The sequence below is a fragment of the Vibrio scophthalmi genome, from assembly GCF_040869025.1.
Lineage (GTDB): Bacteria > Pseudomonadota > Gammaproteobacteria > Enterobacterales > Vibrionaceae > Vibrio > Vibrio scophthalmi.
Genome location: NZ_CP134272.1, coordinates 74,974 through 99,482, shown reverse-complemented (window position 1 = coordinate 99,482; position 24,509 = coordinate 74,974). Strand labels below are relative to the sequence as shown.

At 43.8% G+C, this 24,509-nt stretch carries 23 protein-coding genes; 13 read left to right on the top strand and 10 right to left on the bottom strand.

The window, feature by feature from the left end; genetic code table 11:
* Window positions 1-206: 206 nt before the first annotated feature.
* From RJD38_RS15345 to norR, 6 genes are all read right to left on the bottom strand, one after another.
* A complete protein-coding gene (locus RJD38_RS15345) occupies window positions 207-1,526 on the bottom strand; it encodes an MATE family efflux transporter (RefSeq protein WP_065546489.1) in 1,320 nt (439 codons plus the stop codon).
* Between the two features lie 123 nt (window positions 1,527-1,649).
* Window positions 1,650-3,572, bottom strand: a complete 1,923-nt coding sequence (locus RJD38_RS15340) for a monovalent cation:proton antiporter-2 (CPA2) family protein (RefSeq protein ID WP_065546488.1) — start codon at window positions 3,570-3,572, stop codon at window positions 1,650-1,652.
* Entirely contained in the window at window positions 3,569-4,189 is a 621-nt protein-coding gene (locus tag RJD38_RS15335) for an NAD(P)H-dependent oxidoreductase (RefSeq protein ID WP_009385432.1), read from the bottom strand. Before RJD38_RS15335 ends, RJD38_RS15340 begins: the two co-directional genes overlap by 4 nt.
* A gap of 89 nt (window positions 4,190-4,278) precedes the next feature.
* Window positions 4,279-4,893: an HAD family hydrolase gene (locus RJD38_RS15330; protein WP_065546487.1), complete on the bottom strand. Its 615-nt coding sequence runs from the start codon at window positions 4,891-4,893 to the stop codon at window positions 4,279-4,281.
* Between the two features lie 51 nt (window positions 4,894-4,944).
* Complete coding sequence (locus tag RJD38_RS15325; protein ID WP_009385430.1) at window positions 4,945-5,304, bottom strand: glutaredoxin family protein; 360 nt, start codon at window positions 5,302-5,304, stop codon at window positions 4,945-4,947.
* 62 nt (window positions 5,305-5,366) lie between these two features.
* Window positions 5,367-6,950, bottom strand: coding sequence for a nitric oxide reductase transcriptional regulator NorR (gene norR / locus RJD38_RS15320; RefSeq protein ID WP_065546486.1), 1,584 nt, complete (start codon window positions 6,948-6,950; stop codon window positions 5,367-5,369).
* A gap of 196 nt (window positions 6,951-7,146) precedes the next feature.
* On the opposite strand from norR, the gene hmpA reads away from it, so the two are divergent.
* On the top strand, window positions 7,147-8,307 hold the full coding sequence (gene hmpA, locus RJD38_RS15315) for an NO-inducible flavohemoprotein (protein ID WP_065546485.1): 1,161 nt from the start codon (window positions 7,147-7,149) through the stop codon (window positions 8,305-8,307).
* A 47-nt stretch (window positions 8,308-8,354) separates the two neighbouring features.
* On the opposite strand, the gene RJD38_RS15310 is transcribed toward hmpA, so the two are convergent.
* The 3 genes from RJD38_RS15310 to RJD38_RS15300 all read right to left on the bottom strand — a co-directional run bounded on the left by RJD38_RS15310 (window position 8,355) and on the right by RJD38_RS15300 (window position 9,698).
* Window positions 8,355-8,894, bottom strand: a complete 540-nt coding sequence (locus RJD38_RS15310) for a hypothetical protein (RefSeq protein WP_065546484.1) — start codon at window positions 8,892-8,894, stop codon at window positions 8,355-8,357.
* A complete protein-coding gene (locus tag RJD38_RS15305; RefSeq protein WP_065546483.1) occupies window positions 8,887-9,423 on the bottom strand; it encodes a YaeQ family protein in 537 nt (178 codons plus the stop codon). Before RJD38_RS15305 ends, RJD38_RS15310 begins: the two co-directional genes overlap by 8 nt.
* Window positions 9,424-9,488: 65 nt before the next feature.
* Window positions 9,489-9,698, bottom strand: a complete 210-nt coding sequence (locus tag RJD38_RS15300) for a cold-shock protein (RefSeq protein ID WP_005598267.1) — start codon at window positions 9,696-9,698, stop codon at window positions 9,489-9,491.
* Window positions 9,699-10,418: 720 nt separating this feature from the next.
* Here RJD38_RS15300 and RJD38_RS15295 point away from each other — a divergent pair.
* The 5 genes from RJD38_RS15295 to RJD38_RS15275 all read left to right on the top strand — a co-directional run bounded on the left by RJD38_RS15295 (window position 10,419) and on the right by RJD38_RS15275 (window position 13,825).
* Window positions 10,419-10,775: a hypothetical protein gene (locus RJD38_RS15295; RefSeq protein WP_005598265.1), complete on the top strand. Its 357-nt coding sequence runs from the start codon at window positions 10,419-10,421 to the stop codon at window positions 10,773-10,775.
* 175 nt (window positions 10,776-10,950) lie between these two features.
* On the top strand, window positions 10,951-12,117 hold the full coding sequence (locus RJD38_RS15290) for a D-alanyl-D-alanine carboxypeptidase family protein (protein ID WP_065546482.1): 1,167 nt from the start codon (window positions 10,951-10,953) through the stop codon (window positions 12,115-12,117).
* Between the two features lie 234 nt (window positions 12,118-12,351).
* Complete coding sequence (locus tag RJD38_RS15285) at window positions 12,352-12,702, top strand: helix-turn-helix domain-containing protein (protein ID WP_065546481.1); 351 nt, start codon at window positions 12,352-12,354, stop codon at window positions 12,700-12,702.
* A 97-nt stretch (window positions 12,703-12,799) separates the two neighbouring features.
* Window positions 12,800-13,471 (top strand): DUF3313 domain-containing protein, encoded by a 672-nt coding sequence (locus RJD38_RS15280; protein WP_065546480.1) that lies wholly within the window; start codon window positions 12,800-12,802, stop codon window positions 13,469-13,471.
* A gap of 123 nt (window positions 13,472-13,594) precedes the next feature.
* The gene (locus tag RJD38_RS15275; RefSeq protein WP_005598258.1) at window positions 13,595-13,825 is read left to right on the top strand and encodes a DUF3820 family protein; all 231 of its coding nucleotides are present in this window, start codon (window positions 13,595-13,597) and stop codon (window positions 13,823-13,825) included.
* Window positions 13,826-14,192: 367 nt separating this feature from the next.
* Here RJD38_RS15275 and RJD38_RS15270 read toward each other — a convergent pair whose 3' ends face one another.
* Window positions 14,193-15,071, bottom strand: coding sequence for a transposase (locus tag RJD38_RS15270; protein WP_065546479.1), 879 nt, complete (start codon window positions 15,069-15,071; stop codon window positions 14,193-14,195).
* Between the two features lie 514 nt (window positions 15,072-15,585).
* Here RJD38_RS15270 and RJD38_RS15265 point away from each other — a divergent pair.
* From RJD38_RS15265 to pcp, 7 genes are all read left to right on the top strand, one after another.
* A complete protein-coding gene (locus RJD38_RS15265) occupies window positions 15,586-16,794 on the top strand; it encodes an IS4 family transposase (protein ID WP_032073033.1) in 1,209 nt (402 codons plus the stop codon).
* 84 nt (window positions 16,795-16,878) lie between these two features.
* Window positions 16,879-17,721, top strand: coding sequence for a hypothetical protein (locus RJD38_RS15260; protein ID WP_065546478.1), 843 nt, complete (start codon window positions 16,879-16,881; stop codon window positions 17,719-17,721).
* Window positions 17,722-18,064: 343 nt separating this feature from the next.
* The gene (locus RJD38_RS15255; protein WP_005598253.1) at window positions 18,065-19,162 is read left to right on the top strand and encodes a methyl-accepting chemotaxis protein; all 1,098 of its coding nucleotides are present in this window, start codon (window positions 18,065-18,067) and stop codon (window positions 19,160-19,162) included.
* Between the two features lie 310 nt (window positions 19,163-19,472).
* The gene (locus tag RJD38_RS15250; RefSeq protein WP_065546477.1) at window positions 19,473-21,419 is read left to right on the top strand and encodes a GGDEF domain-containing protein; all 1,947 of its coding nucleotides are present in this window, start codon (window positions 19,473-19,475) and stop codon (window positions 21,417-21,419) included.
* A 665-nt stretch (window positions 21,420-22,084) separates the two neighbouring features.
* Complete coding sequence (locus tag RJD38_RS15245; protein WP_065546476.1) at window positions 22,085-22,807, top strand: DUF969 domain-containing protein; 723 nt, start codon at window positions 22,085-22,087, stop codon at window positions 22,805-22,807.
* Window positions 22,808-22,810: 3 nt separating this feature from the next.
* Window positions 22,811-23,716, top strand: coding sequence for a DUF979 domain-containing protein (locus RJD38_RS15240; protein ID WP_065546475.1), 906 nt, complete (start codon window positions 22,811-22,813; stop codon window positions 23,714-23,716).
* A gap of 8 nt (window positions 23,717-23,724) precedes the next feature.
* A complete protein-coding gene (pcp, locus tag RJD38_RS15235; RefSeq protein ID WP_065546474.1) occupies window positions 23,725-24,363 on the top strand; it encodes a pyroglutamyl-peptidase I in 639 nt (212 codons plus the stop codon).
* The last annotated feature ends 146 nt before the right edge of the window (window positions 24,364-24,509 follow it).

Genomic DNA, 24,509 nt, shown 5'->3' with positions numbered 1-24,509 from the left:
CTACGAGTGATGCGATCTGGCTGCAAAATTCGCAGCCAGACAGAGTATTACCTACCGGCTACGGGCATTCAGGAGGAGGAGCCATTGTTGTGTTAACAATGGGCTGCTTATCTGACGAAAAGTAGAGTAAGTAAGACTAAGTTGCATTTAATACTATTCCTATCGGGTGAAAATTTAGACTAACGAGTGTGCAACCATAATGCAACTTATTTGATACTTAGTTTGCAAGAGACTTGTTTAAACGCTTTTTGATACATCAACCAAGCGCTGAATCCCGCACCAATATTGCCAATGAAGGCGCCCCAAAAAATGCCTTCAATACCACCGAGTATTGAGCCGATCCATAAGCAAGGTAGGAAAAACACAAATAACCTCAGTGCTGAAATCGTCAGGGCGGTGTAGGATTTTCCAAGTGCATTATTGATAGATACCATCAACATGCAGATCCCTAAAGGACCTAAACTAAAAGGGACAATCATTAAATGCCACATGAGGATTTGCTTCACCTGATGATCGCTGGTCATCACAGTCGTAAGAAAATCAGCGCTGAACCACGTGATTGCGGCGACAATAACCTGAAAGCCGAGAACGTATTTGCAGGCCAGAACCACCAATTGACGAATTTCTTCTAGTTTGTTAGCACCTAATAGGCGGCCGACCATTGGCGGCATCGACATGGTTAAGGCCAGTACTGAGACAATAGCAAAAAACTCAAAACGAGATCCTAGCGCCCAAGCTGCGACCGCTGCTGTACCGAAGCTTGCGAGCAATTTGGTTGCGAGCATGGAAGAGAGAGGTGGCAATAGTTGACTGACCATCGCAGGCCCCATGATATTACCAATAGATGCAAGACTCTTAGCCACATTTAGATCGTGCCAATCGAAACTCATCCATTGCTTTTTCACTACCTTAGGAGCGACGAACAAAATGCCTAAGCCGAATGCAATTATGGTTGCCAACGCAGCGCCATTAATGCCCATGTCGAAAGTGAAAATAAACAGCGGGTCGAGAGCGAGGTTAAGTAAGCTCGTGACTACCATCATGCTCCCAGGCAGCATGGTATTGCCGTTGGCTCGGCAAACACTGTAGAAAAAGTAGAGCAACGCGCCAGTCCATGAGCTGACTAACCAATAAAGCCAGTAGCTATCGATAATGGTAAAGACGCTTTGCGGCGCGCTGAGCATTAATAAGATAGGTTCGCGGATCAAATAGAGAAGTACACAGAAAATAGCAACACCGACGGAGCCAAGCGCCACAACCAACCCGCCGAGCTGTTGTGCATAGCGCTGTTGATTTGCGCCAATGGCTCTGGCAATCACGGCCGTGGTTGCGATACCTAACCCCACTTGAAGGCCGATGATGATCATTTGGATCGGTAGGGTAAAGCCTTGCGCTGCCAGAGGTAAAATACCTAGCTGGCCGATAAACGCACTGTCAACCAGTTGGAAACTCATTAAAGAGAGTACGCCAAATAACATTGGCCAAGTCATAGAAAACAGTTGTTTGCCAAGATCGTGAGAATGCATGGTGTAACCACTACTGGATTGGAAATAAAAAATAAAGCTGAGACAGGCTCAGCTTTATTAAGTTAGTAAAGACTAGTTTACTTGATTGAACGATGAAATCGAGCGGCGCTTGCTTGAAACTCTTTAAACATTTTCTTTAAAGTCGTCATCGTAGCCTTTTGGTGGAGGCGTCCAGCCTCGCTCATCATTGTTGTGTTTATCTGCTCGGTCAGTGGTAATCGCGAGTTTGATCTGCTCTTCCAAGTGCATGAACAGTTGTCGATAGTTGTTGTCGAAGCGCTCATTATCCGAATCATCCAACCAAGCTTGGTACAAGGCATCCGATTTTTTATCTTCTACTCGCTTGTAGCTGGCTTTTTGCTGCTCAACTAAGAACGGGTGTTGGCCTAGTTCACGCAAAGCATGCGCACCCAACTCTAAGGCTGAATGGTAAGTTTCAGATTCAATTACGTCCGCACCGGCTTGACGAAGCAGGTAGCCGTCACCGCGGTCAAAAGCACGAGCGAGAATCGTCACATTAGGGTAGGTGTGCTTAATGTATTTCACTAACGCAAGGGAGGCATCACGATTGTCAATGGCGACAACAATCATAGCCGCTTCCTCTATGCCCGCTGTGTGCAATAAATCGGGGCGTGTCGCGTCGCCAAAGAACGCTTTAGTATTAATCTGACGAACCACATCCACTTGATCTGCTTGGTGATCCAACACCACGGTTTTAACGCCATTGGCGACCAGCAGGCGGTTGACGATTTGACCAAATCGGCCAATGCCCGCGATGATTACGGTGCCTTTTTCATCAATTTCGTCAGCTTCTCCCTGATTAGAAGCCTGCTCGTAGCGCGGCAGAATAACCTTATCAAATAGGATAAACAGGCCCGGGGTTAAGAACATCGAGAGCGCGACAACCAAAGAAAGTGTTTGCGCTAACTCGACCGGAATAACATGGTTTTGCGTGGTGAAGCTGAGTAGTACAAAGCCAAATTCACCGGCTTGAGCCAAACTTAATGTAAATAACCAGCGATTGCTTTGGCGGATCCTAAAACAAAAGGCCAGCAAAAACAGTACAACGGCTTTGAGTAACATTACGCCAAGCGTAAGACCGACGATGAGGAAGAAGTCATCAAATAAGATCGCGAAATTGATCCCCGCGCCAACAGTGATGAAAAACAACCCAAGTAGTAACCCTTTAAACGGATCAATATTGGACTCTAGCTCGTGGCGAAACTCACTGTTGGCCAAAACGACCCCAGCAAGGAAAGCGCCAAGTGCGGGAGATAAACCAATTAAACTCATTAATGCCGCAATACCGACCACCAGCATTAGGGCGGTAGCGGTAAATATTTCGCGCAGACCTGAGCTGGCAACAAAACGAAATAGCGGCCGACTCAGATAATGCCCGCCGACGACTAATCCGCTAATTGAAGCGACGATCACTAAGGCGTATGCCCAGCCAGGTAGGCCTGCGACAAGGCTTAATTCTTCATGATGCTCTGCAGCCGTTGATGCCATCGCCTGAGCCTGCTGAACCAGTTCTGGTAGTGCCAGTAATGGAATAAACGCCAGCATTGGGATCACGGCAATATCTTGGAACAACAAAACAGAAAACGCATTCTGGCCGCCTTCTGTACGGCTTAGCCCTTTTTCGTTAAAGGTTTGTAAGACAATCGCGGTTGAAGAGAGCGCAAAGATCAAGCCGATGGCAAGAGCAACCGTCCATGCTTGGTTGAAGTACATGGCAATTCCCATCACCAGAGCGGTGGTGACTCCAACCTGCAATCCTCCCAAACCTAATAGTCGATTGCGCATCCCCCAAAGCATTTTCGGCTCAAGTTCAAGGCCGACGAGGAATAGCATCATCACGACGCCAAATTCGGCAAAGTGCTGAATGGTGGTTGTTTCTTCACCCACTAAACCAATGATTGGGCCGATAACCACACCAGCGATCAAATAACCCAGCACTGAGCCTAAGCCGAGACGTTTTGCAATTGGCACGGCAATGACGGCTGCGACGAGATAGATGAAAGCTTGCAGAAAATATCCGGTCATGCGTTATCTCCTAAAATGAGCTCGTCTAAGTGGTGATTCAATTTTTCCACTTCGTAAGCTCGTTTGTAGTCGAATCGGTCGTTGACTAACGCTGTTAGCAGCCGTTTCCAACGCTGTTCGTGCTGGGTAATTCGTCCCTCTTCTTTGGCTGTGCGCGCACCAAATAAAGCAAGCGGGGCCATATATTTCATGCCAGTTAGTGCGGCCATTTGCTCCATCGGATAGAGGAGTTCTCGAATGGTAAAGTGATTATAGCCTTTGGTTTGATAAGCGTCGGCTTTGCCTCCGGCTGAGAGTGCGCACATGAAATGCTTACCGTTAAGCGCAGTGCCTTGGCTGCCATAAGCGAAACCATATTCAAGCACTAAATCTTGCCACTCTTTGAGCATCGCAGGGGTGGAATACCAATAGAGAGGGAATTGGAAAATGATCACATCGTGATCCATCAAACGCTGCTGTTCACGATCAATATTGATGTTGTAACTTGGATATTCGTAATAAAGGTCGACACAGGTGACCCCTTCGGTATTTTGAGCAGCATTGAATAGAGGTTGGTTGACCTCAGAGCGGTGTTGAGATGGATGAGCGTACAGGACAAGCACTTTATTTTTTGGCATGTTGGCATCCTATTGGCGGTAGTCGTTTATTATTCTAATGAGTTAATTTTGAACATCTTTTTAAATGTTTTGAACACTATTGTTGCGCTTTAGCGCCGCTCAAGCAACCGCACGAGGTCATTTAACTGTTCAACGACCACGGAGGCACTATCCGAAAATGCTGAGGATTGGCCGTGGGTGACCAAACATGATGGCATTTGAGCATTTGCCGCCGCTTCTAAATCATAAAGATGATCACCTACATACAACAGTTCATCAGCTGTAATCTGCCAATCGTCCGCAAGGGCAAGTAATGACAGTGGTGAAGGCTTAGGCGGATAATGTTCACGGCTAATAATTCGAGTGATATTCAGTTTATTATGGCTGACTTTGAGTTGAGCGGCTTGCAGGCAATTGCGAGTAATAATCGCAGTATGCAGCGCTTGATGTTCGATAAAGGTGAGTAAGTCACGACAGCCTGGCATGGTGTGTGAGCGTTGGGCGTCGTTGATTTCATGGTTGAGAATTTGTTGCTGAGCGATGGCGCGTTGGTTAGGGCAATCAATACTGTTGGTATAGCTAAGTAGGTCAAGATGTTGTGGGCAGCCAACTTGGTTTCGCAGCCATGTAAAATCCATATTGGAGCTAACAAGGGTGTTGTCTAAGTCAAACACGATGGCGCGTAGATGTTTGGCGTTAAAGGGCACAACGTTAACTTTATCCATAATTATGACTCCAAAAACAAAACACCCCTCAACCAGTGAGGGGTGCTGCAATTAGGCGAATTCTTTTTCTAGGTACGTAACGATATCGGATGATTCATATAACCATTGTACGCCTTGCTGATCTTCAATTCTCAAGCAGGGCACTTTCACTTTACCACCGCCAGTTTCTAATTCTTGACGATGTTGAGCGTTGCTTTTGGCATCGCGCAGCTCAATGTTGACCGATTGACGCTTCATGGCACGACGAACTTTAACGCAGAAAGGGCATGCTTCGAATTGGTATAAAGCAAGCTTCGCTGCTTTTTCATCGATTTGCTGTTGTTGCTCTGCGGTGCGCTTGATTCCGCGCGGTGAAAATACAAAATTGCCCAGCAAAATAAGCCGACCTAACAACCAACGAATAACTTTCATGATAACCCTTGATGAACTAAATTACCCTTTTATTGTAACAACTTGCCAACACTCAACAAGCGTTAATAATCAATTTTGTGCTGCTTGGTGACGTTGATACCGAGTCGCTTGGCTAAGCGGACTAAATTGGCTCGGTCAAGCTGCAGTTGACGCGCCGCATTTGCCCAGTTGAAATTGCTTTGCGTGAGCGCTTGAATAATCAGTTGTGTCTGGTATTGGTCAGTGGCTTGGCGTAGTCCTTGCGTAGCATCAATAGAGATTGAGTGCTGATGTGGTTGCTTTTGTTTGATCTCGGGCATATCAGGGATATCGGTCAGGTTTAGGTCACTGGCAGATACACTAACGGTATTGTCTGATAAACCCTTGGCTCGAGCTTTTAACGCGGCGCGATTGATCACATGTTCTAATTCACGAACGTTGCCAGGCCAGTCATAGCGAGAAAGTTGAAATAGGGCTTCGCTGGTCAGTTTTAGTTGCACGATGCTAAGTTTTTTACGCGCATGCTCAAGAAAATAGCCGGCGAGCAGTTCAACGTCTCTTTCACGCTCGCGAAGAGGAGGAACGGTGATTGGGTACACCGTGAGTCGGTGATACAAATCGGCGCGAAATCGACCTTGCTCTACTTCTCGCTTCAATTCACGATTGGTCGCTGCCAGTACGCGCACATCAATACTTTGGACTTGGTCTTGCCCAACGGGTTGAATTTCTTGGTTTTGCAATGCACGTAGTAGTTTACTTTGAGCGCTAAGGCTAAGTTCACCGATTTCATCGAGAAATAGTGTGCCGCCGTCTGCAAGCGCAAATTTACCTAAGCGTGTTTTATCTGCACCGGTAAATGCCCCTTTCACATGACCAAAGAGCTCACTCTCTAACAAGCTTTCAGGGATGGCTGCACAGTTCACGTAGATTAAGGGCTGTTGGCGGCGATTTGATTGATGATGCAAACTGCGTGCGACCAACTCTTTACCTACGCCGGTTTCACCGTGAATTAAAATAGTGAAGTCGGAAGGCGCCACAACCGAGATGTCTGTTTTAAGAGCGTTAATCAGTGGACTTTCCCCAATGATTTCCCCTCCTTCTCGTTCCCATGCTTCAAGGTTCAACTCTTCTAATTTCTGCTGGGTTCGTTTTGCCTGCTGTTCTAACTGAGAAACAGTGAGGGCAACTTTGAGATGCGATGCCACAATCGCTGATAGCGCTTCGAGGCTGCGACGTGGAATGGTGTCGAAGATATTGGGAGTCAAACTATCAAAGGTCAAAATTCCGAGCAATTGATCAGAATAATGCAAAGGTAAGCCCATGCAGGCATGCATTGGTAAATCGCCATCATAATCGATAAGTAGGCCATCAAAAGGATCGGGTAGGGGCGAGTCTGCATCAAATATTACTACACCTTGCGCCTGACAGATCTGATCAAAGCGAGGGTGATCACTCACTTTAAATCGGCGGCCTAAAGTATCTCGAGTCACACCTTGAATAGCCAACGGGGTCAAAGTATCACCGTGTAAACCGAGTAACGCGACACAATCACATTGGATGACACGACGTATCGCATCGAGCAGGCGGTTGAATCTATCTTGTGCATTGTGTGCGCTTGCGAGCCCTGCTGTCATATCGAGCAAGGTGGAAACAGATATTTCTTGCATAACATCAGCTCTAAAAAAGTTATTTCACTATTGTAGTGTCTAAATGACATATTTCAAGCGTGTCTTATTGACTTGTTTTTATGTTGTAAATTCAATTAAATCAGGTAATTACAAGTTATTGTATCTTGGCATGGTTCGTGCTCTCTATGTGGTGCATCTTGAATGCACTAAAAATAATAATTAGGAGAAAGCTCTTATGCTCAATGATCATCATATAGCGGTTGTTAAAAGCACCATCCCTTTATTAGAAACCGCGGGCCCAGCCCTGACGCAGCATTTCTATCAACGCATGTTTCTCCATAACCCGGAGCTAAAAGACATATTTAATATGACGCATCAGCAAACGGGCCGTCAAAGCGTCGCTTTGTTTGAGGCCGTCGCGGCGTATGCGAAAAATATCGACAACCTAGCTGCACTCTCTCAAGCTGTGGAGCGTATTGCTCATAAGCACACCAGCTTTAATATTCAGCCGCAGCATTATCAGATTGTTGGCCATCATTTGATTGAGACGCTACGTGAGTTAGCGTCAGATGCGTTTACCACTGAGGTAGAAGAAGCGTGGACACAGGCGTATCTCTTCCTCGCCAATATATTTATTGAGCGTGAGGAGCAAATCTACCAACTGAATGCGCAAGGTGCGGGCGGTTGGCGTGAAGGGCGTGAGTTTATCATCGATCGTAAAACGCCTGAGTCACAGCGAGTCACCAGTTTTGAACTGCGACCAGCAGATGATAAACCGGTGCTCAATTACCTTGCCGGTCAATACTTGGGTATTGAAGTGAAGCCAAGCAGTAGCGAGAATACTGAGATTCGTCAGTACTCACTATCACAAGCGCCAAACGGAATCAGTTACCGTATTTCAGTAAAGCGCGAAGGCGATGAACACAAAGGGCTGGTTTCCCATTATCTCCATGATGAGTTAGAAGTGGGTGATTCCGTGACCTTGTATCCACCCGCAGGTGACTTCTTTTACCAACCCACAGAGAAACCTGTGGTGTTGATTGCAGCAGGAGTTGGTGCGACGCCGATTCAAGCAATGGCGCATACATTATCACAAGAGAAAAAGGTCAATGTAAGCTATTTCTATGCCTGTGAAGACGCCACACAACATACATTTCGCGTGGAAAGTGCACAGCTTATTGAGGCCAACCAGTGGCAACAAAAGGTGTGGTATCGCGATCAGGATGGCATGATGGATTTGGCATCAATTGCCGAGAAAATTCCGATGAGTGATGGTGAATTTTATCTGTGTGGACCACTAGCGTTTATGGAGCATGCTGTACAACAGCTTGAGGCATTGCAGGTGCCGAGAGAACAGATCCACTATGAGGTCTTTGGCCCTCATCGTTATTTGTAATTCGCGTTCGTCTGATAAAATAAAAAGCTCCCAAGGGAGCTTTTTGCTTATTTGAATAGGCTTTTTAACCATTGAATGATGGAGCCGCTTTGCTGCTGGTTAGTCGCGGTATGCGCTTTACCTTGATAAAAGCTGGCCATCAACTGGCTGCGAAGCGCTTGGCTATCGCCCCCCTGCATTGTTATCAGGGCTTGCACGCTACTTTGCGCATGGTCATTAGCAAGGCTAAAGTCCATCCCCAGATAGCCCTGTACATAAAGCCACAGATGCGTAATGACTAGCAGCTGCTCGCCTTCTTGATATCGAAAGCGGCTATGGTGTTCGGCGCCCACATTCTTTTCTATGGCTTGATTCATCGCCTCGACAGAATCACGCTGCTGCTCGACACGACTTAAAGCTTCAATATGAGCTTTCGTCAAAATACCCAACAAGTGATGAGTGAATGCTTGCTCGGGTTTAGCAAGTTGAACTCGATTAAATAATGATTCATTGTGCTGGCAAAAGGCTTGCCATTCCACAGAGTCACTGCTGACGTGTTCAAGTTGATCTGCACCAATATTGATCAGTGCTTGAGCCAGATTACTCATGGCTTTGTAGTGTTTCCCAAGTCACTTCGTGTGAGGTTTTGCCATCGACAAATAAGCTGTTACCGGTGATCATCACTGACAGCTCCATGCCTCGCTCTACATCGGCAGCTAGTGCTTCAATTGCAGCGCCATCAAAACAATGAATGGTCGCTGGTAGCGCATTCAGCTTACTTTTAGATTGATTCCACCATACGTCCGCTTTGCTGTTGAATGCGTAGACTTGTACACGCTTTGCTAAGCGGGTTGATTTTTTTACCCGATCGACGGCTGGCTCACCCACTTCGATCCACTCTTCAATAGTTCCATCTAACGCTTTTAACCACAGGTCAGGCTCTTCGATTGAAGAGAGACCTTTGGTAAATTGCAATTCAGGTTTGGCATTCAAACAGTAAGCCAATACGCGAGCCATCATGCGACTAGTGGTTTCTGACGGATGAAGTGCGATAGTGCAAGAAAGTGAATCGTAATAATCACGATTGGTATCTGAAAGGGAAATACGAAACTTGTAGATTGTTGGTTTTAGAGCCATGTATGAGTCGCCAATAAAAAAGCCAGCTAAATGAGCTGGCTATTACAATCTATTTTGGCAACAAGTTAAAGAACTTTGATGTTCTCAGCTTGTGGGCCTTTTTGACCTTGCGAGATAGTAAATTCTACTGGCTGGCCTTCAGCTAGGGTACGGAAACCGTCACCAGTAATTGCACTGAAGTGTGCAAAAACGTCTGGGCCGTTTTCTTGTTTAATGAAACCGAAACCTTTAGTTTCGTTGAACCACTTAACTGTACCAGTCACTGTATCTGACATGTGTCTTTCCTTCGTATATCTTAAATAAGCCTAAGGGCACGGATAGCGTGGAAAAGGAGACTGCTATTGCGCACGACGTAACGATAGAAGTCCATGAATTCCAACGAAACGCGTCTAGCCAAGAACCGTTTTCTAGCTAATAAGTAGTCTAAGGTTTAACCGATTGAAGTCAACTACATTTCCAGTGACTTCGGCCAATGTTTTGAACTAAATATCGTATTTTCAATTCCGTATTAAAATAACGGATTTTACGCCTTGTCATTGTTGCAACATGATGTTTTTAAAATTAATTATTGGTTTCGTGATTCTCCTTTAGTTGAGATAAATAAGCATGGCCTAAGTAAGCTCGGATAACATTTATTGACGGGATTTTATTTTGATGACTGGCTAAAAAGCGATCAGTGGTTGCGGGTTATTTGGACATGATGTGTCAGTGGGGGATATCACAAAGATGACAAGAAATTAAAATTATTTTTATGTTGTGAAAATGTTAACGCAACCTCTCTTTTCCCTTGTCTAATGGCTAAGATGCTTTAATCAAACAAAATAAAAGAGTTTATTTTTTAACCATTGATTTACATCTGCTATGGATTAGATTTTTACTGAGAAAAGTGCTCAAAAAGTCACTTGAAATTAAAATTCTACCTGAGAAAATACCCGCAAAATGAGTTTGCATTTATGGAAGGATGCTTTTAACCACTTATCTATGGGGTAAATTCTATGAAACTGGTTCTAATTATCATGGCATCGTTATCTGCAGGTGTTGCATCTGCTGATCATCTTCATTCATTCATGCTTGGTCTATCAATTGCCGCTTTAGCTGTGGGTAGCTGTTACTGGTTTGCTTTTCGCTCGACACGTTTTCCTCAATTAGGATTACTGCTACTGATGTGTGGCATGCTGGCCAAATTAACGGTCACAATCGTTGGGGTGAGCTGGGGGATGTCAGCTGAGCTGATTACTTCTCCGTTTATCTTTGCATTGTCTTACTTATTCTTCTCCTTAGTGGTGACTTATTTGTGGTTTAGTTACCGTGATGCCATCACTTCGAAGGCAAAATCGTTGCAAGTTGCGTAACGCATTTATTATTTGTATGGAAAGCCAGCTTGAATGCTGGCTTTTTTATACCCTTCAACCGATATCACATTAATTTGCCTCAAACCTTGTATAACCGTAACTAAGCGTAACAGTAGTGCTGCAAGTAGCTACGCTTTGAATATACTGAGTGAAGTCTCCTAATTGGTAGAGTGCCATGAACAAAAAACGTTTCATCAAGACGGTTTGTATTACAGCAACTTTAGGTTCAACTGCTGCGATTGCCGCACCGTCGATCACGCCTGATGCTCCAGCACTAGGTGCGAAGGGTTATATTTTGATGGATTACAATACCGGACAAGTATTGGTAGAGAAAAACGCCCATCAGACTTTAAACCCAGCGAGTTTAACTAAGTTGATGACGGCTTATGTTGCGGGACAGGAGGTTAATTTTGGTAATGTCAGCTTAGACGACCAAGTTACGATCAGTAAAAAAGCGTGGGCTAAGAACTTTCCCGATTCTTCGAAGATGTTCATTGAAGTGGGTACTGAAGTCTCGCTAATGGATCTGTATCGTGGATTAGTTGTGCAATCTGGCAATGACGCCAGTGTGGCGATTGCCGAGCATGTTGCGGGCAGTGAAGATGCTTTCGTTGGCTTGATGAACAATTGGGCAGAAAAGCTAAACCTGGACAATACCGCTTTTACTAACCCACATGGTTTAGACAGTGATGGGCTGTATTCTACGCCGTATGATATCGCGTTGCTGAGCCAAGCAATCATTCGCGATCTGCCAACCATTTATTCGCTATACAGTGAAACGGAGTTTGCTTATAACGGCATAACGCAATACAACCGAAATGGCTTACTTCGTGACCGAAGCTTAAATGTGGATGGCATGAAAACAGGCTACACTAGTGGCGCGGGTTATAGCTTAGCGACGTCTGCGACGAACGGTGATATGCGTTTAATTTCGGTTGTGATGGGCTCGTCTAGCACCAAAAGTCGTGAATCGGAAAGTAAGCAACTGTTGAGCTACGGCTTCCGTTTTTTTGATACGGTCTCTGCGGGTGATGCAGGGCAAGAGATTGCTAAAGCGCGAGTTTGGATGGGGGACAGTGATGAGCTCAGCGTTGGTGTCGCCAATGATGTGTTTATTACCCTACCAAAATCCCAAGCGAGCAAGGTTAAGGCTGAACTGCTTTATGATGGTGATTTGATTGCGCCAATTCAGAGCGAGCAAGTGATTGGTAAAGTGATTTACAGTGTCGATGGTGATGAAGTGGCTAGCGCTGAATTAGTGGCATTAGATCCCGTTGAAGAGGGCGGCTTCGTTAAACGCATTATTGATTGGTTTAAACGCTTAGTGGCGAGTTGGTTATAATTTGCCCTCATCTCTATTACCCTGAATGATCATTCGAGCGGGCAAGAGCCCGCTATTTTCGAGACTTGTTTCACTTAGTTACATTATATCCTCGCAGCTTATTCAATAAGCCGCAATTTGCTTGAATCCTTAAACTTCGCTTACCTTACACTGACATTATACCCGTTGAAAACGCCACAATAACGTCAAAATGAATGCGCCCGAATCGAGGCGAAAGCAGTGTAGGAACTCATCATGGAATTTACCGTAAAAGACAACGAAGCGTTATACCAAGTTTGGATGTCACAGAAATCTAAAATGCGCCTAACCCAGATGGAGTTCGCCAAGAAACTGGGTATGAATCAATTAGAGTTTTCGAGTATTTTGAGAGGTGAACGACCACTTTCGATGGCGTTCGTATCACGATTTTGTAATTTGCTTAACTTGGAATCTCACCGAGTTGTCCCATCACTGCGCACGCAGCCGAACGTGAAAGAAGTGTACTTAGAAAGCCGCATGACAGTGGATGGGGAAATCAAGCGTGCCTATATTGACGGAAATCAGGTCGTGGTGGAGTATTTACATACGGTATTTCAACCCGCATAACGGGCTCGTCCAATGAGCGAATAAACGGTTAAATAATCAGCATGGACAATTCATTTAAGGTATGATGTACCAATAAATAAATTGGAGACCAGTGCTGATGAGAACAAAACGAGTTTGGTGGCTATTCGCAACATTGTTATTACTGGCTGGTTGCGCTTCGGGCCCGTTAACTAAAGCCACCTCGTTTACATCGTATCAAGATTTTAGTCCCGGCCCTGAAGGCGGTGTCGATCTTGTGTGGGTTAAAATGGGGCTACGTGATGCTTCGCGGTTGCAACGTAAGTTGGCCGAATATGATTCGGTAGTGATCGATGAGGTGATCGTGATTGTCGAAGATGAGTCGCTTAGCCAAGCGGAGATTGATGAGTTAAGTCATTATTTAGTCGAAAAAATCAAGCATAAGATTTCGCCTTACAAGTCAGTGGTTGATCAACCCACCAAGCACTCTTTACGACTCAGTATCGCACTGAGTAATGTCGAAACCCCTAATCCAATCTTAGCGGTCACAAGTAGTGTGCTGCCATTTGGCTTAGCGATCTCAACCATTTCAAAAGTCACAACCGGTGAACACACCAACGTCGGTAGTGCGAGTATTGAGTTGTTGGTCAGTGACGCTATGTCCGGTAAACCCTTATTCGCCGCCATTGACCGACAAGCGGGAAATAAAGATATTTCGACCATGATTGATTCCCTTGATGATGCCAAAGACGCGATCGATTACTGGGTAGATCGATTAGGTATCACTATGCAAGGTTGGCAGCAGCCGTAACCGCTATGTTTATGAGCGAGAGAGAAAATACCTCTTTGCGTTATTTGAGCTAGAATACCTCTGCCGAAAGAGTTCTTTGTCTGTTAATCTTAACTCAAGATAACACCACAGTTAGAAGATCTAATGCTCGAAAAACAAAACCTCATCAAGTTAGCGCGTATGCAGATGCCTTTTGGTAAATATGCAGGGCGAGTGTTGATTGATTTACCAGAAGAATATTTGCTTTGGTTCGATAAGAAGGGTTTTCCTGAAGGGGAGTTGGGGCGTCTGATGCAACTGTGTTTAGCCCTTAAGGTTGAAGGTCTAGATAGTGTGGTACAACCTTTGAAATATGACGATCATCCACGGTATTGATCACCATAAGAAATTGAATTGATTGTTCGTAACAGCTCAATTCATTTCTTCTATCGAGTAGCCCACTAACGCCTAAAATTCCCCCATCAATGGTGCTTTTTAATGGTCTTCTATACAAAGGACAGACACGGGTACAAAGGACAGACACGGGTACAAACAGGACAGACACTATATAGAGAAATCATAGTGCCGAGATATCGTGCAGTATCAAGGTAATCATACTCTTTAAATTGCTGCTCATTTAGCGTTTATCTGGTGGAAAAATACGGTATTGGTTAAATGGAGTTGGGTTGGCGCGAACGGAGGTAAACGAAGATGGTCATTCGTTGGCTGTGGTCGTTTTATGAAGAGAGTAAATCGGCGATATTCAACCATCTAAGCGAAACAGATGTATCCGTTTTTTGTTTAAGTGACTTCTGGCTGGCTCGACAGTGCAGAGACAACCGATGGCGGTACTACGATGACGCTCTAGTTCAGTGCAGGCTTTGAGCCAAGTGCGCTGGTTTAGGTTGAGCCGTTGCAGTATCGGCGGCACATTGGCCTCTAAACAAGCTTTGTCCTCTCGAAATTGGCGCGCACTCCAATCCACCAGTTCAATATAATCCATTAGCCGAAAGGGAATGCCATCGAGTTTTTCATTGGTTGGATTACCGATAAACGGGTGCAGGTAAGGAGCGGTTTCTTGTTGATTATTTAACGCTTTCAATCTGACTTGTATCGAAGTGAATTCTGAGGTTTCTGGCGTTTTGGCAATGCCCGCTCTCAATGGGTTTAAATCGACATAAGCCATCGCCGCAGCGAGTGCTTGTTCATCGAGCAGAGCCTGACTTTTAAAGCGGCTTTCCCAAAAATGCCCCTTACAATCTTCTTCTCTATTGGCTTGGCAAGCAATATCAAAATTGAGCTCTTTCATAAACCAGCTAAGGCTCCATAAACGAGCGCGCCAAGCGTCAATGATTAACAGACAAGCTTCTGTTTCCGCCTCACTGGTTAGTTGCCCCAATAACCAACGTGACAAAAGGCTTGGGAGTTTGTGCTCTTGCTGCCAGCGCTCGACTACTTCATGGTAAGAAAGAGCTGCAGCCTTGTCTCGATTGATATGTACGACCAGATGATAGTGGTTGCTCATAATCGCATAAGCACAAATATCGATGCAGTAGACTTGCGAGAGTGCATATATTTTGTTTTTGATCCACTCGCGTCGATGCTCAAAGTTTTGCTTTGTTAGCGGGTCAATACCACACAATAAACTACGTCTGACGCAGCGAGAAACGCAGTGATAATAGGGTGTCGCATCGATGGATATCTGTTGTCTTCTGGCTGTCGTCATCGTTGGCCTCGAGTGGTGTTTAACCTCTCAAGAGTAAAAGACTTAAATAAAGCGGCAAGACTCAATGTCCGAACTTACCACGAGGTTATCAGCAAACCATACTTTGGTTACTTTATGATGTGTGTCCTTCTTATTCACTATCGGACAATTGGCTCAACATCCTATGTGTTTCAGTTTGAATGCCTCTAAAAGATAGGGGCATTTCTACTATTGCTCAGTAAAACATGAATGAGCGGTTTTCTGAGGTCTGTTTGACTAAATCAGAATTTCTTTTAAATCAATAGCTTTCATTGTAAAAAGTTAGTTTGAGCATATGCTATATACTGAGGAATCCCCTAATGATTTTGATAAAAATCATAAATTTAAGGTAGATGCACATCTTGTCATGTGATCAAATGGTTCTGAGAAAAATCAATAACCAGACAACAAGATGTGCGAACTCGATATTTTACACGACTCTCTTTACCAATTCTGCCCTGAATTGCACTTAAAACGACTCAACAGTTTAACGCTGGCTTGCCACGCATTACTTGAATGTAAAACGCTCACTCTTACCGAACTTGGTCGTAACCTGCCAACGAAAGCCAGAACAAAACATAACATCAAACGAATCGACAGATTGTTAGGTAATCGTCACTTGCACAAAGAGCGACTCGCTGTATACCGTTGGCATGCCAGCTTTATCTGTTCAGGTAATTCGATGCCCATTGTTCTTGTTGACTGGTCTGATATTCGTGAGCAAAAACGGCTTATGGTATTGCGGGCTTCGGTGGCACTACATGGTCGTTCTATTACTCTTTATGAGAAAGCCTTTCCGCTTTCAGAGCAATGTTCAAAGAAGGCTCATGACCAATTTCTAGCCGACCTTGCAAGCATTCTACCGAGTAACACTACACCGCTCATTGTCAGTGATGCTGGCTTTAAAGTGCCATGGTATAAATCCGTTGAAAAGCTAGGTTGGTACTGGTTAAGTCGAGTCAGAGGGAAAGTGCAATATGCAGATTTAGGTGCGGAAAACTGGCAACCTATCAGCAACTTACATAGCATATCCTCAAGTCGCTCAAAGACTTTAGGCTATAAGAGGTTGACTAAGAGCAACCCAATTTCATGTCAAATTGCACTGTATAAATCACGTCCTAAAGGCCGAAAAAATCAGCGTTCGACACGGACTAATTGTCATCATCCGTCACCTAAAATCTACTCCGCTTCGACAAAAGAACCATGGGTTTTAGCGACTAACTTGCCCGTTGAAATCCGAACACCAAAGCAACTTGTTAGGCTCTACTCGAAGCGTATGCAAATTGAAGAAACCTTCCGAGACTTGAAAAGCCCAGCCTACGGTTTAGGCCTCCGTCATAGCCGAACTAGCAGCTCAGAGCGCTTTGATATCATGCTGCTAATCGCCCTAATGCTTCAACTGACATTTTGGCTTGCTGGAGTTCATGGTCAGAAACAAGGTTGGGATAAGCACTTCCAAGCTAACACTGTCAAAAATCGAAATGTACTCTCAACAGTGCGCTTAGGGATGGAAGTTTTGCGGCATTCTGGCTACACAATAACGAGGGAAGACTTGCTCGCGGCTGCAACCCTGCTTGCTCAAAATCTATTCAAACATGGTTGTGCTTTGGGGAAATTATGAGGGGATCCCTCAGTGCTATATAGTAATTATCTGACTTACTTACTATCTTGTTAGTGTTCCGCATAACAAGAAAGGAATTAAGTGATGAAAAAAGTAACGCTGATTATGGGGTTGATGGCGGGACTCGCGTCAAGCCAAATTTATGCGACACAAATTCCGAGTGGTGAGATTGATTTAATGGGGAGTGACCTGCAATCCGCAACGATTAACAATCTAAGCTTTAAGATTGCGGATTTTTCTCAAGCCTCTAAAGCCGGAGAGTTAACTCAAGACGGATTTGTTTTTGAGCGTGGCTATGATGATGGTTACGTCGGGCCTGCTGGGTACTTTCAGTCTCAAAGCATTGTGACGTGTTCAGAACCGGCGACTCGGATTACTTCTCTAGCGGATTTTTCGGCTTTTCCTCAAAGTGAAAACCCTTTTCCTACCTTTGGTTTAGTTTCTTACAATAAAGCCGACTCTGCAGATAAAGATGGTATTCAACGTATTGGTTTTCGTCTATATAAAGACCAGTCTGTGATGAACTTTTCTGGATTGGAGCCTTTAAAACAGGGTGATAAACGCAAAACACTGGATGCGATTACTCAGCAATTTGGCTCGCCATCGATGGTGTTAAAAGAGAAAGATGGCTTACGAGTATTGTATGTCGATAAAGGCGTGGATTCCGCAGCGCTTCAATTAGCCTACGAGAATGCGTTAAACCCCCAGAAAAAAGATAACCTACTTAATATGACACCATCGACAGTACTTTATGGTGTGCTGCTAGATGCGTCATTAAATAGTGACTTACCTCTAAACATCAAGGGCAACGCTTTAGAGTTCTATATCGGTGATGAGTATATGGTTTTCACCAAATATGCTGAAACAGGCAAGTTTATCGATCGAATTAACACTGAACTCGAGAAGTGTGATTCGACGGCGTTGTAAATTAGCATGTGTAAATAGACAGTAATATGCAAAAGCTCAGACAGTGTCTGGGCTTTTTTGTAGCCATAAATTAGCATCGCGCGAGGTTATTTTACTGCACGCTATTTTGATAAATAAAATGGTGTGGGATAACTCATATCTAATGAGAGCGTTACTTACTGTTAGAGTAAAGACACCAATGTGATGTGTAAAATATCACTGACCACTCAGATTTATACCATGTCGAAATGATATTCTCGCTAGGCGAGAAAAGTTGTTGATCATTTTTTGATATAAATCAATACAAATTGTAACTTATTAGTGACAGCCTTCTGTCTATTCATAAATAAGGAGTTACATTTAAGTGTGGTTCTATAAAAAATTAAAACAAGAAAATCACCAGCTGAGACAAGAAATCGAACAGTTAAAGAAACAGTATAAAGAAGAAGTAGAAGATTTAACTGCTCAGCTAGATCAAACCAATTGCTTGCTCAAGGAAACCAACAGTACCCAGAGTTTAGATGCCAATATCATGTCCAATGTGCTTTCAGGAGGACAGTTACTGGATGTAATACGCAATAGTATGGCCGAAAGTGCCGAAATTTTGGTCAGTGAAAATCAAACGCTCAGTATAATGAGTGAAATGTTTAGTCAAACCAACCAAGCGCTTGAACGCTTGATTCAGCGTACTGAACGTATTAATCAACAAACACAGACAAGCCAATCTTCATCTGTCATTTTGGATGAAACAGCCCTTTCAATTGGTAAATTAGTCGGCTCGATTAAAGACATTTCTGAGCAAACTAATTTATTGGCACTCAATGCGGCGATCGAAGCGGCGAGAGCAGGAGAAGCGGGCAGAGGTTTTGCGGTGGTTGCCGATGAAGTGCGTAAACTGGCCAGCAAGGCGCAAGATGCTAGTGGCCAGATCGAAAACCTTGTAAAACAGATACTCTCTCAGGTTGAAGCGATTAAAGAATCGATTCAAGTTAGCCAAGATTGTGCGATTGATGTGTCCAGTTCAACCGAACAAATCAGCAGTGTGGTGAATGATGTATTGGGCAAATCTAAGCACATGCAAGAGATTATCCGTTCAGCATCGTCACATGCTTTCTTAAACACGGTTAAGCTGGATCATGTCGTGTGGAAAAATAACGTTTATCAGTTGGTGAACAAGCGTGAGTACGCTTGTGCGGTGAATAACCATAAAGAATGTCGCTTAGGTAAATGGTATTTTGAAGGTGCTGGAGCGCAGTACTTTAGCCAATTGCCAAGCTTCAATAGTATTAATTCACCTCATGAAGCGGTGCATAATTCTGGTCGAGATGCTTTGCTATCTGGTCAACGTGAAGATCTTGAATCCATGATGCAACACCTTCAAAGCATGGAAATAGCAAGTGAAGGGGTGGTGTATAATATTGACCGATTGTTAGATGAATCAATTAAGCGCCAAATCGGATAAGCAGAGATAAAGGGTGGAACATCACCCTTTATTTACTATTTTGCTTAGGAGGATCTTGATTATCGGTGTCGATTGAGCTTGTTCGAGCAACTAACGTTTTAAAGTGTTAACTCAAAGTAAGACAAACTTGAAGTTGGTCGATATGTGCAAATCGATTATCTACTTAGCCTAAATGTGATTATTACGATGAAAATCGTTACAATAAATACGATGCAACTATTAAATTTACGCCCGTGTCATTGTATTAAATAGAGCAGAATACGATATGATTTATCGGTAGCCATTTTTCGACGATAGGTATTTGCTTTTCATGCTCAAGAAGCTCACTTTTGTGTTGTTAACGATCGTGCTGTCCATTTTATTTATGGTAACGATTGAGTCTTTCCTATTTCAAACTAGTGGCCAGAGCGAGAAAGCCCCCACAAAGCCTTTGCTTTCACCTGAATCGCAATTATTGCTAATTGCCCCTCAACATCCGTTGATTAATTTTTTGCATCAAGCGGAAGCGAAGCCCTCCACCGCTAAACAACAATTACTCGAGTGGCAAACGTCACAAACGCAAGATTCAGCCATCATCGAGCAAATTTATATACTTTGGATTGAGCAAGAAATTGCCAAACAACAAAACCTTGGTCAAAAAGTGCGGGACTACCAACAAGAGCTGGCCGAACTGGCGCAAGAGGAAGGTATTTATTGGTTGCAAGCTCAGCTAGCCTTAGAGCAAGCTGTTGCTTCATTAAAGAGTGATCGCTACAGCGATGGTCTAGAGAAAATAGAGCTAGCGATAAAGTTGGCTGAAACTCATCAAGCGGAGTTTTTGTTGCTTGAATCGTATAATACTGCTGGTATTTTATATAATGCCTCCAATCAGTTAAAACAATCGCAACGTTATTTTCTCCAAGGTGTTGAGCTTGGCAAGAAATATCCACAAAGTGATTTCAATGGCCGTTTTTACAATAATCTTGGTTTGCTTTATGTCCATTTGGAGCTTTGGGATAAGGCACTCGAGCATTTAACGAGTGCAGAGCAGTTCTATCTAAATTTTGAACAAACAACAGATAATGTTTTGATTATCATCTATCTAAATAAATCTTACGTTTATAATCAGTTACAAGATCCTCACTTATCGCGCCAATCTTATCTTAAGGCGATGAGTTACTTCTCCAATGAAACACCTAACTATTACTCTATTTTGGCCTTAAAGGCGAAGGCGAGAATGGAGCTATTACTCGGCAACGCATCAGCTGCAGAACAAGACGCATTGCAGTGCCTGGCATATGAAGGAGTTGATAAGCGGCCAAAACAGGCGGCTATCTGCCAATACATACAAGCTAAAGCGCTACATGCTCAAGGGCTAAACTCTGAATCGATCAAGGTGATGACCGCTAGTATTGATAAATTTCAACATATTGCTCACCACAGATGGTTGATTCGCAGCAACTTGGTTTTGGCTAGTGTGTATGAAGCTGATGGCCAGTATGAAAAAGCCTTACAGCTATATAAACACTATCACGGCAAAGAACGCAGACAGATCATCGATGAGTTCCACGTTTTAGAAACGGCATTCGAAGTGAGGGAAGTTGAAAAAGAGCGTGATTTACTTAGTGTCCAGAATGAATTGATCGATCTTGAGAATCAACTAAACGACAACCGGATGAGAATTTTGGCCTTCTGGTTTGCGGTTATTTTATTGGTTACATTATGGTTTATCTCACGTTCGGTCATGGATCGTCGTCAAAATAGATATTTGCAGGATCTTTCTTATCGCGACCCTCTAACAGGGGGTGGCAATCGACGTCTCTATTATCAGGAATTGAAAACGCCTTATGCTCTTAATACCAAGCATTCGTATCGCGTTGTACTGGTGGATTTGGATTGGTTCAAGAGTATCAATGATGGTTATGGTCATGAAGTTGGGGATGAAGTGTTAGCAGAGGTCGCTAAGATTCTGCGTAGTCAACTTAAAGAACATGAATTGTTTATTCGTTGGGGTGGGGAAGAGTTTCTCTTATTGATACAAGATCAGCCGGATTTTCGTATGCGAGCACAATCATTGGTAAACTCAATCAGTAAATCCCCTCTGGCTCTTTCGCAACATCAGCTACCCGTCTCAATCTCAGTCGGAGTGAGTGCAGCGTGTTCCATCGATGATTTACGCCAAGACAGTGAAATGTTCATTGTCGCCGATAAGTGCCTCTATCGAGCTAAGCATCAAGGTCGCAACCAGTTTGTGACAGTGGAAGACCTCTCGGATTAAACTCTCCCTAGCATCAGTGAACAAAGTATATGGTTGTGATATTTGTATGCTTTGTTCACTATGCGTCAATCCATTTAGTGTTCGCTTACCTTGTCTGTTAATAACATCATAGCGTAATCATCTCATCGGCATCCGTTCCACTTACTCGTTTACTGGTATCGGTGTCATTCATAAGTCTGGATGTATTCAGATTGCGTTGAAATAGAAATAATCATAGTGTCGGCAGCATAAGATCCGCCAACTTAGTGCTAATTGTATGAAATTAATTCGCGAAACTTTAGCGTTGCGGAGACTGAGTGCAAATGTTTTTCAGCGACCGATTATAATCGAGATGAAATAATGAACAAAAACTAACCACTGAACTTTGATTTTGTACAAACTTACTCCGTTTATGAATAAGAGCTCCGATCTCTACCTATTTACTAGAAAAAATTGTGATGGATAGCACAATAAACATCGATTGAAGCACGTCTTTTTTGCTGCATATACTCGGGTATCAACAGTATTCCTAAGTAGCCTAATTTTAGTGTCAAAGACTTGGAAAGAGATGACGCTTCATATTCTTATCTGAAATGGGTGATACAACTCAGATGCCTAAATCATAAAGTCACTTGGGATATTTTTCTGTTGATAGAATAATTATTACAGGAAGAAAAGAGAATTTTATGATCGATTTATGGCCATTGATTGGCATAGTAATAATAACCGTGGGATTGGCGTTAAAACAAAACACGCTATTGGTTATTTTGGTTGCTGGTGTCACTACGGGTTTAGTGGCAGATCTTGCGGTGAAGGACATTTTATCGACCTTGGGTCAATCTTTTACACAAAACCGCTATATGTCACTGTTTATTCTTGTACTACCAATGATTGGTGTGCTTGAGCGCTATGGCTTGCGTCAACGTGCAGAAGCGCTGATTGGTTCGATGAAAAAAGCCTCGGTAGGTAAAATCTTAATGACTTACCTAGCATTACGTAAGATTACCAACGGTATGGGTTTGAACATTGGTGGTCACCCTTCAATGATTCGTCCTCTTATTGCGCCAATGTCAGAAGCGGCGGCTGAAAAATCGACGCCAGAATTCAGTGATGAAAAACGTCAGACGATTCGTGCTCTATCTGCCGCAAGCGAGAACTTTGGTAATTTCTTTAGTCAAAACCTCTTTATTGGTACCGGAAGTTTGTTGCTGATTAAAGGTGTGATGGGCGATAACCAATTAGATGTAAAACTCGAAACCATGGCTCTTTGGGCTCTGCCAACCGCGATTATGTCTTTTGTTGTGTTCGCTATTTACACCAAGTTTATTAGCGCTCGTATGAATAAACACACCACCACGAACGAGGCGCAAATCTCGACGGAATCTCAACCAGAAAAAGAAGGGCACTAAGTCATGCTTGAGTATGTATACCAAGCCACCGGTCTTTTGCTGTTGGCATTCTCACTACAGAGCTTTTTAGATAAGCAAAACCCAAAACGTGTCGGCAGCGGTCTATTTTGGTTGATTTATGGCGTTACCTTTATTTTTGGTGCGATGATCCCCCATTGGATTACGGGTGTGATGGTATTGATGCTTACCGCATTGGCTGCGGGCGGCTTCATGGGCATTGGTAATTACGGTACAACCTCGGATGAAGAACGTCGAGACAGTGCTTCAGTACTGAAAAACAGACTGTTTTACCCTGCGATTGTGGTGCCCGTTGGGACAGTCGCAATTAGCCAACTGACCTCTTTAGGCGCTTTAGTTGGCTTGGGTGTGAGCTCTATTGCGGCGATTATTGTTGCGCTTATTGTGACTAAAAGCCGCCCAATGCACAGCCTTAACGAGGGCCGACGTCTAATTGATTCAATCGGTTGGGCGGCAATTTTATCGCAATTTTTGGCCGCGTTAGGTTATCTATTCAATCAAGCTGGTGTTGGCGAAACCGTCGCGGGCTTGGTTAAGATGATGATCCCTGAAAACATGCTATTGGTGAAAGTGATTGCTTACTGTGTGGGGATGATGCTGTTTACCGTGGTTATGGGCAATGCATTTGCGGCATTTGCTGTGATTACAACTGGTATTGGTATTCCACTGTTAATTCTTGAAAACGGTGGTAATGCGGCGATCATTGGTGTGCTTGGTATGTTGTCAGGCTACTGCGGTACCTTGATGACTCCAATGGCAGCAAACTTTAACATCGTGCCTGCAGCCTTGTTAGAGTTAAAAAACAAACACCACGTGATCCTTATTCAGATTGTCCCAGGCTTGGCTATCTTGGCCTTTAACATCTTTGTTATGTATACCTTCGCCTTTTGAGAGCATTTATGAAAAAAGTACTGATTACCGGTTTTGAACCTTTTGGTGGCGCAGCGATTAACCCTGCATTAGAAGCGGTAAAAAAACTGCAAAACGCAACCTTAAACGGTGGCGAAATTGTTATTTGTGATGTGCCGGTGACACGCTATGAAGCGGTTGATACCGTGATTGCTGCGATTGAAAAGTATCAGCCTGATTACGTAATCACTGTCGGTCAAGCTGGTGGTCGTGCAGCGATTACGCCGGAACGTGTTGCGATCAACGTCGATGACTTCCGTATTCCTGACAACGCTGGCAATCAACCGATCGATGAGCCAGTTGTTGTGGATGGTCCTGATGCTTACTTTACCACTCTGCCAATCAAAGCGATTACACGTACGCTACAAGAGAATGGTATTCCTTGCCAAGTCTCTAACACGGCAGGCACGTTTGTGTGTAACCACTTGTTTTACGGTGTTCAGCACTACCTACGTGACAAAGAGATTGGTCATGGTTTTGTGCATATCCCACTATTACCAGAGCAAGATACGCTAGGAAATCAAGCGACCATGTCGTTGGATGTGATTGCTGAAGGTTTGAGATTAGTTGCACAAGCGACGATCGATAACCCGCACGATGTGGCGATTGGCGCTGGTCAAATCTGCTAAACCGCTCATTTATTGAAAACATAATACCCGCTTAGTGCGGGTATTTTTTATCCTTCATTTTGCTTATGCTAATCTTATTGATAGGTTTGACACATTAAACTAATACCAAGAAACAATTAGAGCAGTAGTACGTCATTAAGTAAGCT

What these genes read in the sequence shown, in the direction of transcription:
- RJD38_RS15345 (WP_065546489.1), bottom strand. Translation starts at nt 1,526, where the DNA reads ATGCATTCTCACGATCTTGGCAAACAACTGTTTTCTATGACTTGGCCA.
- RJD38_RS15340 (WP_065546488.1), bottom strand. Translation starts at nt 3,572, where the DNA reads ATGACCGGATATTTTCTGCAAGCTTTCATCTATCTCGTCGCAGCCGTC.
- RJD38_RS15335 (WP_009385432.1), bottom strand. Translation starts at nt 4,189, where the DNA reads ATGCCAAAAAATAAAGTGCTTGTCCTGTACGCTCATCCATCTCAACAC.
- RJD38_RS15330 (WP_065546487.1), bottom strand. Translation starts at nt 4,893, where the DNA reads ATGGATAAAGTTAACGTTGTGCCCTTTAACGCCAAACATCTACGCGCC.
- RJD38_RS15325 (WP_009385430.1), bottom strand. Translation starts at nt 5,304, where the DNA reads ATGAAAGTTATTCGTTGGTTGTTAGGTCGGCTTATTTTGCTGGGCAAT.
- norR (WP_065546486.1), bottom strand. Translation starts at nt 6,950, where the DNA reads ATGCAAGAAATATCTGTTTCCACCTTGCTCGATATGACAGCAGGGCTC.
- hmpA (WP_065546485.1), top strand. Translation starts at nt 7,147, where the DNA reads ATGCTCAATGATCATCATATAGCGGTTGTTAAAAGCACCATCCCTTTA.
- RJD38_RS15310 (WP_065546484.1), bottom strand. Translation starts at nt 8,894, where the DNA reads ATGAGTAATCTGGCTCAAGCACTGATCAATATTGGTGCAGATCAACTT.
- RJD38_RS15305 (WP_065546483.1), bottom strand. Translation starts at nt 9,423, where the DNA reads ATGGCTCTAAAACCAACAATCTACAAGTTTCGTATTTCCCTTTCAGAT.
- RJD38_RS15300 (WP_005598267.1), bottom strand. Translation starts at nt 9,698, where the DNA reads ATGTCAGATACAGTGACTGGTACAGTTAAGTGGTTCAACGAAACTAAA.
- RJD38_RS15295 (WP_005598265.1), top strand. Translation starts at nt 10,419, where the DNA reads ATGAAACTGGTTCTAATTATCATGGCATCGTTATCTGCAGGTGTTGCA.
- RJD38_RS15290 (WP_065546482.1), top strand. Translation starts at nt 10,951, where the DNA reads ATGAACAAAAAACGTTTCATCAAGACGGTTTGTATTACAGCAACTTTA.
- RJD38_RS15285 (WP_065546481.1), top strand. Translation starts at nt 12,352, where the DNA reads ATGGAATTTACCGTAAAAGACAACGAAGCGTTATACCAAGTTTGGATG.
- RJD38_RS15280 (WP_065546480.1), top strand. Translation starts at nt 12,800, where the DNA reads ATGAGAACAAAACGAGTTTGGTGGCTATTCGCAACATTGTTATTACTG.
- RJD38_RS15275 (WP_005598258.1), top strand. Translation starts at nt 13,595, where the DNA reads ATGCTCGAAAAACAAAACCTCATCAAGTTAGCGCGTATGCAGATGCCT.
- RJD38_RS15265 (WP_032073033.1), top strand. Translation starts at nt 15,586, where the DNA reads ATGTGCGAACTCGATATTTTACACGACTCTCTTTACCAATTCTGCCCT.
- RJD38_RS15260 (WP_065546478.1), top strand. Translation starts at nt 16,879, where the DNA reads ATGAAAAAAGTAACGCTGATTATGGGGTTGATGGCGGGACTCGCGTCA.
- RJD38_RS15250 (WP_065546477.1), top strand. Translation starts at nt 19,473, where the DNA reads ATGCTCAAGAAGCTCACTTTTGTGTTGTTAACGATCGTGCTGTCCATT.
- RJD38_RS15245 (WP_065546476.1), top strand. Translation starts at nt 22,085, where the DNA reads ATGATCGATTTATGGCCATTGATTGGCATAGTAATAATAACCGTGGGA.
- RJD38_RS15240 (WP_065546475.1), top strand. Translation starts at nt 22,811, where the DNA reads ATGCTTGAGTATGTATACCAAGCCACCGGTCTTTTGCTGTTGGCATTC.
- pcp (WP_065546474.1), top strand. Translation starts at nt 23,725, where the DNA reads ATGAAAAAAGTACTGATTACCGGTTTTGAACCTTTTGGTGGCGCAGCG.